Consider the following 15,357-nt stretch of genomic DNA (forward strand, 5'->3'; position numbering starts at 1 on the left):
GCGTTAACAGCCCCACCACCAACACCTCAGGCAGCTTCGGAAATGTCCCGGTCGAGGATCGACAAATTGCGGCCGCGGTGCTTGGCCTCGTAGAGCCGGCGGTCGGCGGCGCGCATCAGGTGCGAGACATCGGCATCTTGCGCACAGGTGATGCCGCCGATCGAGACGGTCAGCGGCACCGTACGCTCGTCGACCGGACGAAAGCGGACCAGCTCGACTTCACGGCGGATGCGCTCGGCCACGCGCCTGGCTTCGGCTTCCGTAGCGCCGACCAGGAAGGCGCCGAACTCCTCACCGCCAATGCGGCCGAGCACGTCGCCGCTGCGGACGCCGCGCTCGATGGCGCTGGCGATCAACACCAGTGCGTCATCGCCGGTCAGATGGCCGAAACTGTCGTTGATCGCCTTGAAATGGTCGGCGTCGATGATCAGCAGCGCGCCGCGATCGGATTTGCGCCGCGAGCCGTCCAACGCGGCAAAGAAGCTCTCGCGGTTGAGCATGCCGGTCATGTCGTCGCGGCTCGCCTTCGCCGACAGGCGCCGATGCGCGGCGGCGAGCTGGGCATGCGCGCGGGCGAGATCGCGATGCGCGCTTTTCAGTCGGTCGCTCTGCCAGAAGGTGCTGGCGCAGGCGATCCAGGCGAGCGCCAGCGGGCACACCGTCGATGTCAGCCAGACAGTGCGGTCGACCGGAAAACCCATGGCGGGAACGATGATCAGCGTCAGCAAAAGCGAGATGGCTACCGAGCCGAATGCGACCGCGGCGGACTTTAAGACTATGCGACTCATCGCTGGCTCCCACTGAACCGTCTCTGTGCCAGCAAGCCCTGAAGGCCACCTTTCCGTGATGGCTAAAATTTGAATGGTGAGCCCATTTTTTACAACTCTAGATGCACATAGGTTGTGGATAAGCTCTACATCAGAAAGGGGTTCGAACGGCAGATATTTCATGCCATAAGGACGCCATGACCACGCTGCCCGATCCCGCCCGCTTCGCCCATGTCACCGACTGGGTGTTCGACCTCGACAACACGCTTTATCCGCACCATTCGAATCTGTTTTCGCAGATCGACGTCAAGATGACGGCCTATGTCGGAGAACTGCTCACGCTGCCGCGCGAGGAAGCGCGCAAGCTGCAGAAGGAACTCTATCTCGAATATGGCACGACGCTGAACGGGCTGATGACGCGCCACGGCATCGACCCCGACGATTTTCTCGAAAAGGTGCACGACATCGACTATTCGTGGCTGGTGCCGGATCCGGTGCTGGGCACCGCCATCCGCCAGCTGCCCGGCCGCAAGTTCATCTTCACCAATGGCGACCGCAGGCACGCCGAGCGCACCGCGCGCCAGCTCGGCATACTCGACCATTTCGACGACATTTTCGATATCGTCGCCGCCGGGCTGACGCCGAAGCCGTCGCGGCAGACCTATGAGAAGTTTGCCGAACTGCACGCCGTCACCGGACACAATGCGGTGATGTTCGAGGATCTCGCCCGCAACCTGGAGGTGCCGAAATCACTGGGCATGACCACGGTGCTGGTGGTGCCGCGCAATTTCGAGCCGACCTTTGCCGAGATCTGGGAACGCGATCCGGCCAATGAGGACGACGTCGATTTCGTCACCGACGATCTCGCGACGTTTCTGACGGGGATAGTGGAGGGGGTAGAGGAATTGAGGAGCTGAAGAATTGAAGAACTGGTGAAAGGGAGACCGATCCGGACCTCCTTTTCCTCAATTCTTCAGTTCTTCAATTCCCGGTTCTCCTACTCCCCCAACTTGTAGAAGCGGCTGATGATCCCCCAGGCCTCGTCGGCGGTGTCGACAAAGTCGATGATATCCTGGTCGCCGGGCGTGATGGTGCCTTGTTCGGCCAGGAAATCGAGGTCGATCGCGCGCTGCCAGAACGCCTTGCCGAACAGGATCACCGGCACGCGCTCCATGCGGCCGGTCTGGATCAGCGTCAGCGTCTCGAAGAATTCGTCCATGGTGCCGAAGCCGCCCGGAAACACCGCGACGGCCTTGGCGCGCATGACGAAATGCATCTTGCGGATGGCGAAATAGTGGAAGTTGAAGCACAGCTCCGGGGTCACATAGGCGTTCGGCGCCTGCTCGTGCGGCAGGACGATGTTGAGGCCGATCGACGGCGCGCCGACATCGTCGGCGCCGCGATTTCCCGCCTCCATGACGCCTGGACCGCCGCCGGTGACGACGACGAATTCGCGGTAGTAGGACGTGGCCGATTGCTGTGAGCAGAGGCGGGCGAATTTGCGCGCCTCCTCGTAATATTTGCTGTTTTCCTCGAGGTTTTTCTTCTGCGTCTCGTTCTTGGCGGCCCAGGCCTCGCCGCCGGGCTCGGGAATACGCGCGCCGCCGAACAGGATGACCGTCGAGCGGATGCCGCGCTCGGCCAGGATCATTTCGGGCTTCAAGAGCTCAAGCTGCAAGCGCACAGCGCGCAATTCCCGGCGCGTCATGAAGTCGGGATCGTTCCAGGCCAGCCGGTAGGTTTCGGCGCGCGTCTGCGGCGTGTCGGGAACGCTTTTCGAGCGCTCCAGATCCTCGTCCGAATGCGGCAGCGGCGTCCATCCCGCCTTTTCCATAGGAGTCATATGCTTTCTACCCGTCCCAACAGTTCACTTGCGCCGTCCCATGGCGCACGCGCGATTGACCCCCAATACGCCTTAACATAGGGTCCGCGCGACTTTCAAAACAAGGTTAAGGCCGACGGCCTTAACAGCGTGGTAACGGAGCGAATTCATGTCGAAGCCTGATCTGGCCAGCCTCGAAAAGACGATCGAGAAGGCCTTCGAGGAGCGCGACACGATTTCGACCGCGACCCGGGGCGAAACGCGCGACGCCATCCAGTCCTCACTCGACCTGCTCGACCGTGGCACCGTGCGCGTTGCCGAGCGCCAGGCCGATGGCAAATGGCATGTCAACCAATGGCTGAAGAAGGCGGTGCTGCTCTCGTTCCGGCTCTATCCGATGGAGATCATCAAGGGCGGCCCCGGCCAGGCGGTCTGGTGGGACAAGGTGGCGTCGAAGTTCGACGGCTGGAGCGCGGTCGATTTCGAGAAGGCAGGCTTCCGCGCCGTGCCGTCTTCGATCGTGCGCCGCTCGGCCTATGTCGCGCCGGGCGCGGTGCTGATGCCGTCCTTCGTTAATGTCGGCGCCTATGTCGATAGCGGCACCATGGTCGACACCTGGGCCTCGGTCGGCTCCTGCGCCCAGATCGGCAAGAATGTGCACCTCTCGGGCGGCGTAGGCATCGGCGGGGTGCTGGAGCCGATGCAGGCCGGCCCGACCATCATCGAGGACAATTGCTTCATCGGCGCGCGCTCCGAAGTGGTCGAGGGCTGCATCGTGCGCGAAGGCTCGGTGCTCGGAATGGGTGTGTTCATCGGCCAGTCGACCAAGATCGTCGACCGCGCCACCGGCGAAGTGTTTTATGGCGAGGTGCCGCCGAATTCGGTCGTCGTCGCCGGCTCGATGCCGGGCAAGGCCTTTCCGAACAACGAGCCGGGCCCTGGCCTCTACTGCGCCGTCATCGTCAAGCGCGTCGATGCCAAGACCCGGTCGAAAACCTCGATCAACGAACTGCTGCGTGATTGATCCTGTCCGAGCAACCAGAGCGCTCCAGATTGCCCAACACACCACCACTTCCCTGGCTTTTCTTCAGCCTCTCAGGGCGCGTCAGCCCAAGTGCCTACGTGCTCGCCGGGCTGCTGCTGGTGCTTGCACAGTTTTTCCCGCTCTACCAGTTGTCGAGACTGGAACCCGGCACCGCAACCAGCCAGAACTGGGCACTTGTGTTCTGGGTCGTTTTGCTCATCTCGACATGGTCGAGCTTTGCGGTAACCGCAAAGCGGTTTCATGATTTCGGCAAGCCGACTTATTACGCGTTGATCTCTCTTGTCATCGGCCCCATTCTTCTCATCGTTCTAGCGTGTTTCCGGGGTGACCCCGGTCCGAACCGCTACGGCAAACGCAGCAACGCGCCGGCTGAACCATGAGCGCCGACCGGATATCTCGCCATGCGCTACCGCACGCTTGATCCGAAACTGATCATCGACACCGCCGAGCGGCTGGAAGAGCGCGTCGCCGAGCGTTTTCCCGATGCCGGCCTGCGCGGCGTCGCCGCCGAACTGGTGTCGCTGTCGCGCGACCTGGCCAAGGCGGCGCAGGCGCTGGAAGCGCCGATCTGGTGGCTGCGCGGCGCCATCGTCGCCGCTGTTGCCGCCGGCGCGCTGACCTTCCTATTCGTCGGCACCATCCTGCCGCTCATCCATATCTCGCAGGCCGACGATGCGGTGCAGTCGGTGCAAGGCATCGAAGCCACGATCAACATGATGATCCTTGCCGTGCTCGGCCTGCTGGCGCTGATCCGCACCGAGGAGCGCATCAAGCGCAAGCGGGTGTTTCGCCAGCTGCATGGGTTGAGATCGCTGATCCATGTCATCGACATGCACCAGCTGACCAAGGATCCGGCAGCATTGTCCGCCAATTTCAGGCCGACCGCGCATTCGCCGGCTCGCATCACCAATGCCGCCGACCTGGCGCGCTACCTCGACTATTGCTCGGAAATGCTGTCGATCACCGGCAAGATCGCGGCGCTGTTTGCGCAGTCCGTCAATGACGATGTGGTCATCGACGGCGTCAACGACGTCGAGAACCTGGCGTCCAACCTGTCGCGCAAGATCTGGCAGAAGATCACGCTGATCGAGAACCACCCGGCGGCGCAGCCCGTGCCGGCGCCAGGCCCGGCGAGCAAAGCGCCGGCTCCGAGGCGCGCACCAAAGCTGTGACGCGGCGGGCCCACGCGCCTGTTTTCGGGCTATGCGGGCCAAGGCCCGAGGCTCGCGGCAAGTAGACTATCCAGTGACGGCTTCCGGCGTCAGCCCGGGTGAGCCGCGCGTTTCCCGCTCGGCCTGCCGCACCAGCGCGGTGACCCGCTTCAGCAGAGGCGCCGGCGTGCCGGCCTTTTCGGCGAGGCTCAGGACGGCCCCCTGCAGGTCACCGATCTCGGTCGGCCGACCGCGCTGGAGGTCGTCCCACATCGACGAGCGCGCCTGCGGGTCGATGGCGAGCATGCGGCGGGCGACCAGCCGGAACAGCCAGTCCGGCAGCCGGAGCAGCTTCGGCAGCAGGCCGGGACGCAAGCCGCCGATCCGCGCCGGCGCGATATGTAACGCCTTCATCGCCGCCAAGGCCTCGTCGATCTGACCGGCCAGGATCCGCCGCCAGCGGCGGTCGGCAAGTTCGCTCGCCAGCGGCAGGCCGGACAAGGCGACAAGCGCGTTGTTGAGGTTGATCAGCAGCTTGCCCCACTGAACGGCTTTCATGTCGGGATGGGTTTCCACGCCAAGCCCTTCGACATCGAGAAGGCCGGCAAGCCCGGCCATACCGTCTTCAATCATCACCTTGCCGTCGCTGGCGCGATGCACGTGAAGCGGCAAATTGCCTACGGCCGACTGGACGACATTGAACGGCACCATGCCGGCGAGCACAGTCCGACCACCGAGCCCGGCGCGTAACCGGTCGGCATTGCCGACGCCGTTCTGGAGGCTGACCACCACGACTTCGCCGCGCGCATGTCCGGCAACAAGCGACGCCATCTCCTCGGTAGCGCCGTTCTTGACCGTCACCAGCACCACGTCGGCACTGGCCAGGGCAGCGGCGGGATCAGTGGTGACGGACTCCGGCCGGATGGATCGGTCGCGATTATCGAGATCGGTGATGCGCAGGCCGCCGTCCAGCAAGACCGTCGCGATGCCTGGCCGCGCCAAAAACACCACCTTGCGTCCGGCCAGCGCCAGGCAACCGCCGACATAGCAGCCGATGCTGCCGGCGCCGGCAATGACGATGGTCTTTTCGGCGTTGGCCATGCGATTACCTCGTGTTGGCCTGCACTATACGACATGAAAACCATAATGTCGGCGGCAGGACCGGTCATCATCTCTGGCCGTGACAGGCCTTTCGCTTTCGACTATCGCTTTGCCCATGAAACTGCCGACCGATCCCGCCGCCAACCTCGCGACCCTCATACGCTGCGCCTCCGTAACGCCCGCCGAGGGCGGCGCGCTGGCTGCCCTGGAAGGCATGCTGAAGCCGCTCGGCTTTTCCGTCGAACGCCCTGTGTTTTCCGAAGACGGCACCCCCGACATCGAGAACCTCTACGCGCGTCGCTCCGGCAACGGGCCGCATCTGATGTTTGCCGGCCATACCGACGTGGTGCCGGCGGGCGACGAGGCGTCGTGGACGCATCCGCCCTTCGCCGCCGAGATCGCCAAGGGCGAGATGTATGGCCGCGGCGCCGTCGACATGAAGGGCGGCATCGCCTGTTTCATCGCCGCCGTGGCGCGCCATGTCGAGAAAAAGGGTGGTCCGAAAGGCTCGGTCTCGCTGCTGATTACCGGCGACGAGGAGGGGCCGGCGATCAACGGGACGACAAAACTGCTCGACTGGGCGGCGGCCAAGGGCGAGAGATGGGACGCCGCGATCGTTGGCGAGCCGACCAATCCGGACACGCTCGGCGACATGATCAAGATCGGCCGGCGTGGCTCGATGTCTGGCAGTGTCACGGTCAACGGCCGCCAGGGCCATGTCGCCTATCCATTGCTCGCCGACAATCCGGTGCGCGGCCTGATCAGCCTGGTCGACGCCTTGCTGTCGCCCGTCTTCGACAAGGGCACGAAGGATTTTCAGCCGACCAATCTGGAAGTGACCTCGATCGATGTCGGCAACCCGGCGACCAATGTTATTCCGGCCAAGGCGACAGCCACCTTCAACATCCGCTTCAACGACACATGGACTGCCGAGACGGTGCAGGCCGAGATCCATAACCGCCTCGACCAGGCGGCGAAGCGCAAGAAATACCGGACCGGCAAGACGCCGGTCGACTACGAGCTGATCTGGCGCGACCGGCCGAGCCATGTCTTCCTGACGCGCGACGACAAGCTGATCGAGACGCTGCGCGGCTCGATCAAGGCGACGGTCGGCAAGGAGCCGGCGCTGTCCACCTCGGGCGGAACCTCGGATGCGCGTTTCATCAAGGACTATTGCCCGGTGGTCGAGTTCGGCCTCGTCGGCAAGACCATGCACATGGTCGACGAGCGCGTCGCACTGGCCGACCTCGAGACGCTGACCCAAATCTACCAGCGCTTCATCGATGACTGGTTCGAGCAGGGCTGATCATGCTTTCGGTTGACGAGACCTCTTCATCGCTTAACGGCGCCTGGCGGCTGATGCTCGGAAAGGCCGACGGCTTGCGGCTGCTCGACCTTTCGGCGGACGGCTTCTGGAATTCCTTCTTCGCCATCGTCGTCGCCGCGCCGGCGATGATCGTCGGCTGGGTCGGCACGGCCAACGAGATCGGCGATCCCAATGCGTTCGCCGGTCGGCTGGGCATGTTGGTTCGCCTGGCGACCGTCGACCTCGGCTCGTGGCTGCTGCCCCTGTTTGTGCTTGCCCTGGTCGCATCGCGCGCCGGCATTGGCGACCGCTTCGTCCACTATGTCGTCGCCAGCAACTGGGCGTCGGCGATCACTGCCTGGATGCTGCTGCCTTCAGCGCTGATCAGGCTTTTCCTGCCGTCTGGCAACCCGGTTGCCGAATTGGTGTGGCTGGTTCTGGTGGTGCTGTCGCTGGTACTCTCCTGGCGGATGACCAACGCCGCGATCGGCAAGGGCGCGGCTGTCGGCAGCGCCGTGTTCGCAGGCATGTTGGTGGTGTCTCTGGCCGTCTTGTTCGGCCTGGTGGCGCTGCTCGGCATCACTGTGCCGACCGCCGCTCCGGCTTAGAACTTTTCCGGATAGTCTACACCGACGAGAAAAAGCCCGTCGGGCGGCGCCACCTGGCCGCAGGCGGCGCGGTCTTGCGCCGCGAGCGCTGCCTTGAGGTCGGCGCCGGTCCAGCCGCCGTCGCCGACGCGTTTCAGCGAACCGACCATGGAGCGCACTTGGTTGTGCAGGAAAGAGCGCGCCGAGGCCCTGACTTCGATCAGGTCGCCCTGGCGGCTTACATCGAGCCGCTCCAGCGTCCGCACCGGACTGTTGGCCTGGCATTGCGTCGAGCGGAAGGTGGTAAAGTCATGTCGGCCGAGCAGGACTTTCGCCGCTTCGTGCATGGCGTTCGCATCGAGCCGCTTCGGCACCCACCAGACCTTGCCCTTTTCCATCGCTGCAGGCGCGCGCCGGTTGAGGATGCGGTAGAGATAGTGCCGCCCGGTGGCCGAGAAACGGGCGTCGAACTCATTGGGGACAACCGTCGCCTGCAGGATGGCGATGCGCGCGCCTGCCGCCTGCAGGTGCGCGTTGACGGCGTCGCGCACCTTGTCGTTTGGCCATGCCTTGGCGAGGTCGACATGCGCCACCTGGGCGGTCGCATGCACCCCGGCGTCGGTGCGGCCGGCGGCGCGTATCCGCACCGCCTCACCGCAGAATTTCTCGATCGCCTGCTCTATCGCCTGCTGCACCGAAGGCTGATCCGCCTGGTGTTGCCAGCCGGCGAAAAGGCTGCCGTCATATTCGATATCGAGACGAAAACGCGGCATACACCCTTCGTTCAGGCGGCGAGTGCGGTAAAGGCCTGGGCGTAGACCAGTTTGCCTTTTTCGGGTGCGTCACCCCAGGCCAGCGCCTGCAGCGCTTCGCCCTGATATTCGCTCTCGAACTTTTCGGCGCGCGCATGGCTGTAGCCGAAGCGGCCGTAATAGGCCGGATCGCCCAACACAACGGCGAGCGTCTCGCCGCCATCCCTGAGGCGGATATGCGCCTCGCGGATCAGCGCACCGCCAATGCCCGAGCCGTGGAACGAAGGTTCCACCGCCAACGGCGCCAGCGCCACGGCTGCGAACTGCTTGCCGCCGTTCTGGACGAACAGCCTGGAAAACAGGATGTGGCCGACCACCTGGCCGTCTTCTTCCGCCACCAGTTCGACAACGGCGTCGCCGCCGGTGACCAGAGCGTCGACCAGCCCGGCCTCCGCCTGCTGGCCGAATGCGTGTTCCTCGACCAGGCGTATGGCCTCGCGGTCCCGCGGCGTCGCGCCGCGTATCGACATCATGCTCATGAGAACTTCATTCCTTTTTCGATCTTGGCCCCGCGCAGAAACTCCTGCGCGGCAGCGGGCTTTCCGCCCGCCCGTTGAACTTCGACCAGCCTGACCGCGCCCGACCCGCAGGCGACCGTCAGCCGGTCATCGAGAATTCCTCCCGACTCGCCCATGCTTTCAGAAAGCGTGCCTTCCAAAAGCGTCGAGCGAAGCAGTTTCAGCCGTTCCGTGCGGCCGCCGATGTCGGCCTCGCACCAGGCGCCGGGAAATGGCGACAGGCCGCGAATGTGATTGTGGACCTCCGCAGCCGGGCGCGTCCAGTCTACACGTGTCTCCGACTTATCGATTTTCCTGGCGTAGGTCACCCCGTCAGCCGCCTGCAAAGTCGATGCCAGGGTATTTGTCTCCAATCGGGACAGCGCTTCCACCATCAGCGTGGCAGCAATATTCATCAAGCGGTCGTGCAGATCGCCGGCCGTCATGTCGGGCTCTATGGCGCATTTTTCAACCAGTGCCACCGGACCGGTGTCCAGGCCCTCTTCCATGCGCATCACCATCATGCCGGTTTCGACGTCGCCGGCCATAATGGCTCGCTGGATGGGAGCTGCACCACGCCAACGCGGCAAAAGCGAGGCGTGGCCATTGAGGCAGCCGAGGCGCGGGGCCTCCAGAATAGGCTTCGGCAACAGCAAACCATACGCGACGACGACTGCGACATCGGCACGCAACGCATGGAAAGCAGCTTGCTCGCCCTCGCCCTTCAGCGACAGCGGCGTGCGCACTTCGATGCCCAGCCGCTCAGCCTCGCGCTGCACCGGCGACGGTGTGAGCTCCAGACCGCGGCGGCCGGCGGCGCGCGGCGGCTGGGTGTAGACGGCTGCTATCTCGTGCTCGGCCTCGGCAATCGCGCGCAGCACCGGCACCGAAAACTCTGGCGTGCCCATGAAGATGACGCGAAGCGGCATCTTCCCTATCCCACCAGCTTGCCCGGCGCCTTGTCCTTGGCGAGCTTCTTGAACTTCTTGACCACCATGTCGCGCTTCAGCTTCGAGATGTGGTCGATGAACAGCACACCGTTGAGATGGTCGATCTCGTGCTGCAGGCAGGTCGCCATCAGGCCTTCGGCCTCGATCTCCTGCAGCTTGCCGTCGCGGTCGAGATATTTCACGCGCACCGAGGCGGGACGCTCGACCTCGGCGTAATAGTCCGGGATCGACAGGCAGCCTTCCTCGTAGACCGAGCGAGCGTCGGCGCTTTCGAGGATTTCGGGATTGATGAAGACATGCGGCGCCGGCGGCTCGTCTTCCTTGGCGAGGTCGATGACCAGCATGCGCAGCGGCTCGCCGATCTGGATTGCGGCCAAGCCGATGCCCGGCGCATCATACATCGTCGCCAGCATGTCGTCAGCCAGTTTGCGCAAAGGCGCGTCGACGCGTTCGACCGGTTTGGAAACCTGGCGCAGGATAGGATCGGGAAGGATGATGAGCGGCTTGATCGACATGGCGCCTCACCTAAAACGTCGCAGGAGAAGCGTCAACCGGTGCGAATCGGTCTCGTTCACGTTTTGATCTGTGCCAGGTCTGCGAATCGGCTATGCTGGCGGGATGAACGACCTGAGCACCATCCTTTCCGAACCCGTTGCCCGGCTTGGCGCTACGACGATCACGCTCGGCCATGCACTGGCCATCGGCGCGCTGGTGTTTCTCGGCCTGTTCCTGGCGCTTGTCGTGGCGCTGTGGCGATCGGCCAAGGCGCGCACCATCGCCGCGGCGGAAGCCGCCGACCACGCCCGCGACGCCGAGGCGCGGATGGCCGGCATTTTGCAAAGCCAGGCCGAGATGCAGGGCCGCATGGGCGCCATCGCCGACGTGTTCGGCGCAAGGCAGGCCGAACTCAACCAGTCGATCGGCCAGCGCCTCGACGCCATGACCGGCAGGCTCGGTCAAACCATGACCGAACAGACCAAATCGACGCATGAGAGCCTCGCCAAACTGCAGGAACGGCTGGCGGTCATCGACACCGCGCAAGGCAACATCCAGTCGCTGGCCGGCCAGGTCGTGCAATTGCAGGCGATCCTGTCCAACAAGCAGACGCGCGGCGCCTTCGGCCAGTCGCGCATGGAGGCGATCGTCGCCGACGGCCTTCCGATGGGCGCCTACGAGTTCCAGGCAACGCTGTCAAACGGCAGCCGTCCCGACTGCCTGGTCAGGATGCCGAACGGTGCGCCGCAGCTTGCCATCGACGCCAAGTTTCCGCTGGAAGCCTGGAACGCCATCCGCGCCGCCGATGGCGCCGAACAACAGAAGATCGCGGCCCAGGCTTTCCGCCGCGACATCGAAATTCACGTCCGCGATATCTCGGAAAAATACCTGATCCAGGGCGAGACGCAGGACACCGCCTTCATGTTCGTGCCGTCCGAATCGGTGTTCGCCGAAATCCACGAGAATTTCGACGCCGTGGTCCAGAAGGCGCACCGGGCGCGTGTCATCATCGTCTCGCCGTCGCTTTTGATGCTGTCGATCCAGGTCATCCAGGCCATCCTCAAGGACGCCCGCATGCGCGAACAGGCGCATCTGATCCAGGGCGAGGTGATCCGGCTGATGGAGGACGTCGCGCGCGTCGACGAACGCGTGCGCCGGTTGCAGACGCATTTTGGCCAGTCGGCCAAGGATATCGACGAGATACTGGTGTCGACGTCGAAGGTGACCAAGCGCGGCCAAAAGATCGAAGCGCTGGAGTTTGGCGAAAACGAAGCCGAAGTGCGCGGTGGCGGACCCGCCAAGGCCGAAGCCGGGGTGCGGGTGGCGGATTCCAAGACGGGGCAGCTCAGGCTACGTGTCGTCGAAGGCGACGATTAAAGTGCGTCGCGCTGAAACGGATTCATACGACGCGCTTTAAGTCTTTGTTTTGATGAATGTCGTTGTCCCAGAACCGCGGCTCACTTCTGGGCAACATGCATTAGACCGTAGCCACCATCACGTGCGCCTGGATCTTGGCCGCAACCTCGCCGCTGCCGTGTCTGGCTGCAATCACGGACGCGGCGTGATCGGTTGCGGCTTCCAGTTTTCCTCTGGCCTCGATTTCGTTGCGAAGCGGAGTTCCCTGGCAATAGGCAACCGCCGGAAGGCGCGGCGAGGAGGCACGGCTTTGTTCGGCCCTCGTGTCGATCACCACACGGGAGAAACCTGCGGCTTCCAACTCGCCGCGGATCAATGCAGTGTCATTGTAGCCGTGCGGCGTGCGGGCGAGAAAGCGGGGCGGATCGTTCGGAAAAATCTCCGCAAGAGCATTCGTCACATCATTGGCGAATACATTCTCTTCAATGCGATCCCACACGTTGAACAGGAAATGGCCGCCGGTCTTCAGGACCCGCTTTGCTTCGCGATAGCCGGCGGCTCGGTCGGGAAAGAACATCGCGCCGAACTGACAGCAAACGAGATCGAAAGCCGCATCTTCGAACGGGAGCGCCAGAGCATCCGCCTGACGCCATTGTATGCGACTGTCGGGAGCTTGTCGCGAGGCCGCGTAGTCGAGCATAGGCTGGTTGAGGTCGGTCACGATATAGCTTGCGCCGGGAGACAGTTTTGGAGCCAATGCGCGGGTGACAACGCCGGTGCCGGCGGCGACTTCCAGGACGGCGCCGGGCGACAAGGACGCTGCCCGTCGTGCCAAATCCGCGGCGAACGGCTCGAAGATCAGCGGCACCATGTAGCGGTCGTAGTTTTCCGGAATCGAGCCGGCAAACACTTTGTCCGTTTCCGACATTGCTATCCCCCGCCATCCGTTTGATGGGTAGCCTAGCACATTATTGGCTGGTTTGGGCCGCGTTTAACCGGGAGGCAGGTGCTACTGCGCCTCTACGATGCTTACGCCCTCGAATTCCGGAAGCCAGTGCAGGGCCGATCGGTGCCATTTCTGTTGGGTCGGAACGAGATCCTCGCGTTGCCGCGCGGTCCCCGCCCTGATCCCATAGACCTTCGGCCCGTCGCCAACCGACGTTGCGTAAAGATGCGAACCGCAGTCGCCGCAGAACGCCTGGGCACGCTTGGCGCCGCTCGATCCCGTCTTGATATAAACCTTCGGTGTGCCCTTTGTGATCCTATAATGATCCTCAGGCGCGGGAACAGTGACACGAAAGGCGGTACCGGTCAGTTGCTGGCAGTCGGTGCAATGACAGATAGAGGTCTTTTCCGGGTCGACGTCTGCTTCATAAGTTATGGCGCCGCAATGGCACCCACCATCGATTTTCATCGTTGATTCTCCGAAATCCGTCGGGTGATCTTAGCGGGACCAGGCGATGGCGCCAATGGTGGACTGCTGGTCCAGAACTAGTCCGACGCCGCCTCGACCTGCTTGCGCCGGTGCTCCCAGGTTCCGGTCGTCTGCGGCTTGACGAACAGTCTGGTGATCTCCGGCATTTCTTTTTTCAAGAGCGCCTCGATGCGCTCGACACAGGCTTCGATCTCAGGCGCCGTCAGATGGTCCTCGAATTCGATGCTCAGCCCAGCGACGATCTGTTGCGGGCCGAGATGGACGGTGAGAACGCCGTTGGCCCGCTGCACTGCCGGATCCTGCTGGGCGATGGTCAGCACCTTGGCCTGCACTTCCGGCGAGGCCGGCTCACCGATGAGCAATCCCTTGCTTTCGCGCGCCAGAAAGATGGCGGTGGCGCCGAGGATCATCGCGATGCCGATCGAGGCGACGCCGTCGAGTTCGGGCATGTCGAGGAGTTCGGCCGCCAATATGCCGGCGAAGGCGACGAACAGACCGAGCAGGGCGGCGCTGTCCTCGAACAGGATCGTGTAGACGCTCGGATCCTTGCTCGATTGCACGGCCTGCAGCCAGCCTTGCTTGCCCTTCTGCTGGCGGAACTCCTTCAGCGCCACGTACCAGGAGCTGCCCTCGAACAGCATTGAGAGGCCCAGCACGATGTAGTTGATTTTGGGATTGGCGACCGGCTCAGGCGCCATGATGTGGACGACGCCTTCATAGAAGGACACGCCGGCGCCGAGCGCGAATACGAGCAGGGCGACAATGAAGCTCCAGAAATACAGCTCGCGGCCATGGCCGAGCGGATGCGTGCGGTCCGGCGGGCGGGCGGCGCGGTGCATGCCGTAGAGCAGCAGCCCGCCATTGCCGGTATCCACCAGCGAGTGCACGCCTTCCGACAGCATCGCCGAGCTGCCGGTGAAGAAGGCGGCGACGAATTTGGTCACAGCAATAGCGAGATTACCGGCGAGCGCCGCGTAGATGACCGTCTTCGACCCGCCATGTGCTGCCATGCTGTCCCTCCAAGGAACCTGATGTAACGCCCCTGCCGCCGAGCTCCACAGGCATCACAACGCACGAATCGCCCGGTCGTTCAGGGTCTTGTAGGCAGCTTGCGGAAAGACGCCCCTATTCGATGATCTCGTCCGTCCACACCTTGAAACCAGCCAGCGTGCCCGGTCCGAAGATGTGGGTCAGCGGCACGTCGGCGGCGTCGCGACCCGACGCGATCAGGATGCGGCCGATGCGTGGCGAATTGTTGCGCGGGTCAAAGACATGCCAGCGGCCACCGAGATAGACCTCCATCCAGGCTGCGAAATCCATGCTCGCCCAAGGTTTGGGCAGGCCGATGTCGCTGATGTAGCCGGTGCAGTAGCGGGTCGGGATGTTTAGCGCACGGCAGAAGGTGACGGCGAGGTGGGCAAAGTCACGGCAGACGCCGCTTTGCTCGCGATAGGCTTCCGCCGCGGTGCGGGTCGGCCGCGCATTGCCGTAGCTGAAGACGATATGGTTGTGGACGAAGTCGCAGACCGCCTGGACGCGCGCAATGCCAAGCGGCGTATGCCCGAACAGCCGCCAGGCTTCGCTGGCCAGCAGATCGCTCTCGCAAAAGCGGCTCGGCAACAGGAAGAGCAATGTGTCCGACGGCAGATCGCGCACCTCGTGCTGCCAGGCCATCAGGTCGCCCATCTCGAACGTGCCGGGGTCGCGGATTACCGAATCGGTGCCGAAGGTGAAGCGACCGGGCGGGGCGACGAAACGGTTGCACCAATTGCCGAAACTGTCGCGGTAGCTCTGGATCGGCACCGGCGGGTTGGAGGTCAGGAAATCCGGGCGCTCGAGATCGGAGGCCCTGGAGTAGTGGACGTTGAGCATCGCGATCAGCGGCGTTTCCTGCGGAAAATCGAAACTCATCTCGCTGCCGATGCGGATTCGCATTGTCGTCCTGACCGCACTTCCTGATCATCGCCGGGCGAAGGCATGGCCGATGCTGCAGTGCGAAGGCAACCATGGCACGGACCGGAATGGTTTACGAG

General features: G+C 63.6%; 18 protein-coding genes. 7 read left to right on the top strand and 11 right to left on the bottom strand.

Annotated elements, in window-relative coordinates; genetic code table 11:
• Positions 1-26: 26 nt before the first annotated feature.
• The gene (locus tag NLY43_RS17860; protein WP_023710400.1) at positions 27-788 is read right to left on the bottom strand and encodes a GGDEF domain-containing protein; all 762 of its coding nucleotides are present in this window, start codon (positions 786-788) and stop codon (positions 27-29) included.
• 176 nt (positions 789-964) lie between these two features.
• Here NLY43_RS17860 and NLY43_RS17865 point away from each other — a divergent pair, with 176 nt between their 5' ends.
• Positions 965-1,684 carry a pyrimidine 5'-nucleotidase gene (locus tag NLY43_RS17865; RefSeq protein WP_023687469.1) on the top strand — a complete coding sequence of 240 codons (720 nt, stop codon included), beginning with the start codon at positions 965-967 and terminating at the stop codon, positions 1,682-1,684.
• Between the two features lie 80 nt (positions 1,685-1,764).
• On the opposite strand, the gene NLY43_RS17870 is transcribed toward NLY43_RS17865, so the two are convergent.
• A complete protein-coding gene (locus tag NLY43_RS17870) occupies positions 1,765-2,610 on the bottom strand; it encodes an LOG family protein (protein ID WP_023681343.1) in 846 nt (281 codons plus the stop codon).
• A gap of 148 nt (positions 2,611-2,758) precedes the next feature.
• On the opposite strand from NLY43_RS17870, the gene dapD reads away from it, so the two are divergent.
• From dapD to NLY43_RS17885, 3 genes are read left to right on the top strand one after another with little or no spacing between them, the layout of a single operon-like run.
• The gene (dapD, locus tag NLY43_RS17875) at positions 2,759-3,613 is read left to right on the top strand and encodes a 2,3,4,5-tetrahydropyridine-2,6-dicarboxylate N-succinyltransferase (protein WP_023673222.1); all 855 of its coding nucleotides are present in this window, start codon (positions 2,759-2,761) and stop codon (positions 3,611-3,613) included.
• The gene (locus NLY43_RS17880) at positions 3,610-4,014 is read left to right on the top strand and encodes a DUF805 domain-containing protein (protein WP_084013651.1); all 405 of its coding nucleotides are present in this window, start codon (positions 3,610-3,612) and stop codon (positions 4,012-4,014) included. Before dapD ends, NLY43_RS17880 begins: the two co-directional genes overlap by 4 nt.
• A gap of 21 nt (positions 4,015-4,035) precedes the next feature.
• Positions 4,036-4,806, top strand: a complete 771-nt coding sequence (locus NLY43_RS17885) for a hypothetical protein (RefSeq protein WP_023703796.1) — start codon at positions 4,036-4,038, stop codon at positions 4,804-4,806.
• A gap of 66 nt (positions 4,807-4,872) precedes the next feature.
• Here the strand turns inward: NLY43_RS17885 and NLY43_RS17890 are convergent, their stop codons facing one another.
• Positions 4,873-5,886, bottom strand: a complete 1,014-nt coding sequence (locus NLY43_RS17890; protein ID WP_023710399.1) for a 2-dehydropantoate 2-reductase — start codon at positions 5,884-5,886, stop codon at positions 4,873-4,875.
• Positions 5,887-6,001: 115 nt separating this feature from the next.
• On the opposite strand from NLY43_RS17890, the gene dapE reads away from it, so the two are divergent.
• Together dapE and NLY43_RS17900 are read left to right on the top strand one after the other, a co-directional pair.
• Complete coding sequence (gene dapE / locus NLY43_RS17895) at positions 6,002-7,192, top strand: succinyl-diaminopimelate desuccinylase (protein ID WP_023696037.1); 1,191 nt, start codon at positions 6,002-6,004, stop codon at positions 7,190-7,192.
• 2 nt (positions 7,193-7,194) lie between these two features.
• Positions 7,195-7,800 (top strand): hypothetical protein, encoded by a 606-nt coding sequence (locus NLY43_RS17900; protein WP_023696038.1) that lies wholly within the window; start codon positions 7,195-7,197, stop codon positions 7,798-7,800.
• On the opposite strand, the gene truA is transcribed toward NLY43_RS17900, so the two are convergent.
• Genes truA through def form a run of 4 tightly spaced genes read right to left on the bottom strand, consistent with a single transcriptional unit; the run spans position 7,797 to position 10,553 of the window.
• The gene (gene truA / locus NLY43_RS17905) at positions 7,797-8,552 is read right to left on the bottom strand and encodes a tRNA pseudouridine(38-40) synthase TruA (RefSeq protein ID WP_023673216.1); all 756 of its coding nucleotides are present in this window, start codon (positions 8,550-8,552) and stop codon (positions 7,797-7,799) included. The genes NLY43_RS17900 and truA overlap by 4 nt on opposite strands.
• Before the next feature lie 11 nt (positions 8,553-8,563).
• A complete protein-coding gene (locus NLY43_RS17910; protein ID WP_023673215.1) occupies positions 8,564-9,070 on the bottom strand; it encodes a GNAT family N-acetyltransferase in 507 nt (168 codons plus the stop codon).
• Positions 9,067-10,017, bottom strand: coding sequence for a methionyl-tRNA formyltransferase (gene fmt / locus NLY43_RS17915; RefSeq protein WP_023710398.1), 951 nt, complete (start codon positions 10,015-10,017; stop codon positions 9,067-9,069). Before fmt ends, NLY43_RS17910 begins: the two co-directional genes overlap by 4 nt.
• 5 nt (positions 10,018-10,022) lie before the next feature.
• Positions 10,023-10,553, bottom strand: coding sequence for a peptide deformylase (gene def, locus NLY43_RS17920; protein ID WP_023673213.1), 531 nt, complete (start codon positions 10,551-10,553; stop codon positions 10,023-10,025).
• Positions 10,554-10,656: 103 nt separating this feature from the next.
• Here def and NLY43_RS17925 point away from each other — a divergent pair, with 103 nt between their 5' ends.
• Positions 10,657-11,910 carry a DNA recombination protein RmuC gene (locus tag NLY43_RS17925; protein ID WP_023710397.1) on the top strand — a complete coding sequence of 418 codons (1,254 nt, stop codon included), beginning with the start codon at positions 10,657-10,659 and terminating at the stop codon, positions 11,908-11,910.
• Between the two features lie 100 nt (positions 11,911-12,010).
• Here the strand turns inward: NLY43_RS17925 and NLY43_RS17930 are convergent, their stop codons facing one another.
• The 4 genes from NLY43_RS17930 to NLY43_RS17945 form a co-directional block, all read right to left on the bottom strand.
• Entirely contained in the window at positions 12,011-12,817 is an 807-nt protein-coding gene (locus NLY43_RS17930; protein WP_023710396.1) for a class I SAM-dependent methyltransferase, read from the bottom strand.
• An 81-nt stretch (positions 12,818-12,898) separates the two neighbouring features.
• Positions 12,899-13,303 carry a GFA family protein gene (locus NLY43_RS17935; RefSeq protein ID WP_023673210.1) on the bottom strand — a complete coding sequence of 135 codons (405 nt, stop codon included), beginning with the start codon at positions 13,301-13,303 and terminating at the stop codon, positions 12,899-12,901.
• Positions 13,304-13,380: 77 nt separating this feature from the next.
• The gene (locus NLY43_RS17940; protein WP_023710395.1) at positions 13,381-14,334 is read right to left on the bottom strand and encodes a cation diffusion facilitator family transporter; all 954 of its coding nucleotides are present in this window, start codon (positions 14,332-14,334) and stop codon (positions 13,381-13,383) included.
• Positions 14,335-14,449: 115 nt separating this feature from the next.
• On the bottom strand, positions 14,450-15,259 hold the full coding sequence (locus tag NLY43_RS17945) for a transglutaminase-like domain-containing protein (protein ID WP_023687480.1): 810 nt from the start codon (positions 15,257-15,259) through the stop codon (positions 14,450-14,452).
• Positions 15,260-15,357 lie beyond the last annotated feature (98 nt).

It is taken from the genome of Mesorhizobium sp. C416B (genome assembly GCF_030323165.1).
In the GTDB taxonomy this organism is placed as follows: domain Bacteria; phylum Pseudomonadota; class Alphaproteobacteria; order Rhizobiales; family Rhizobiaceae; genus Mesorhizobium.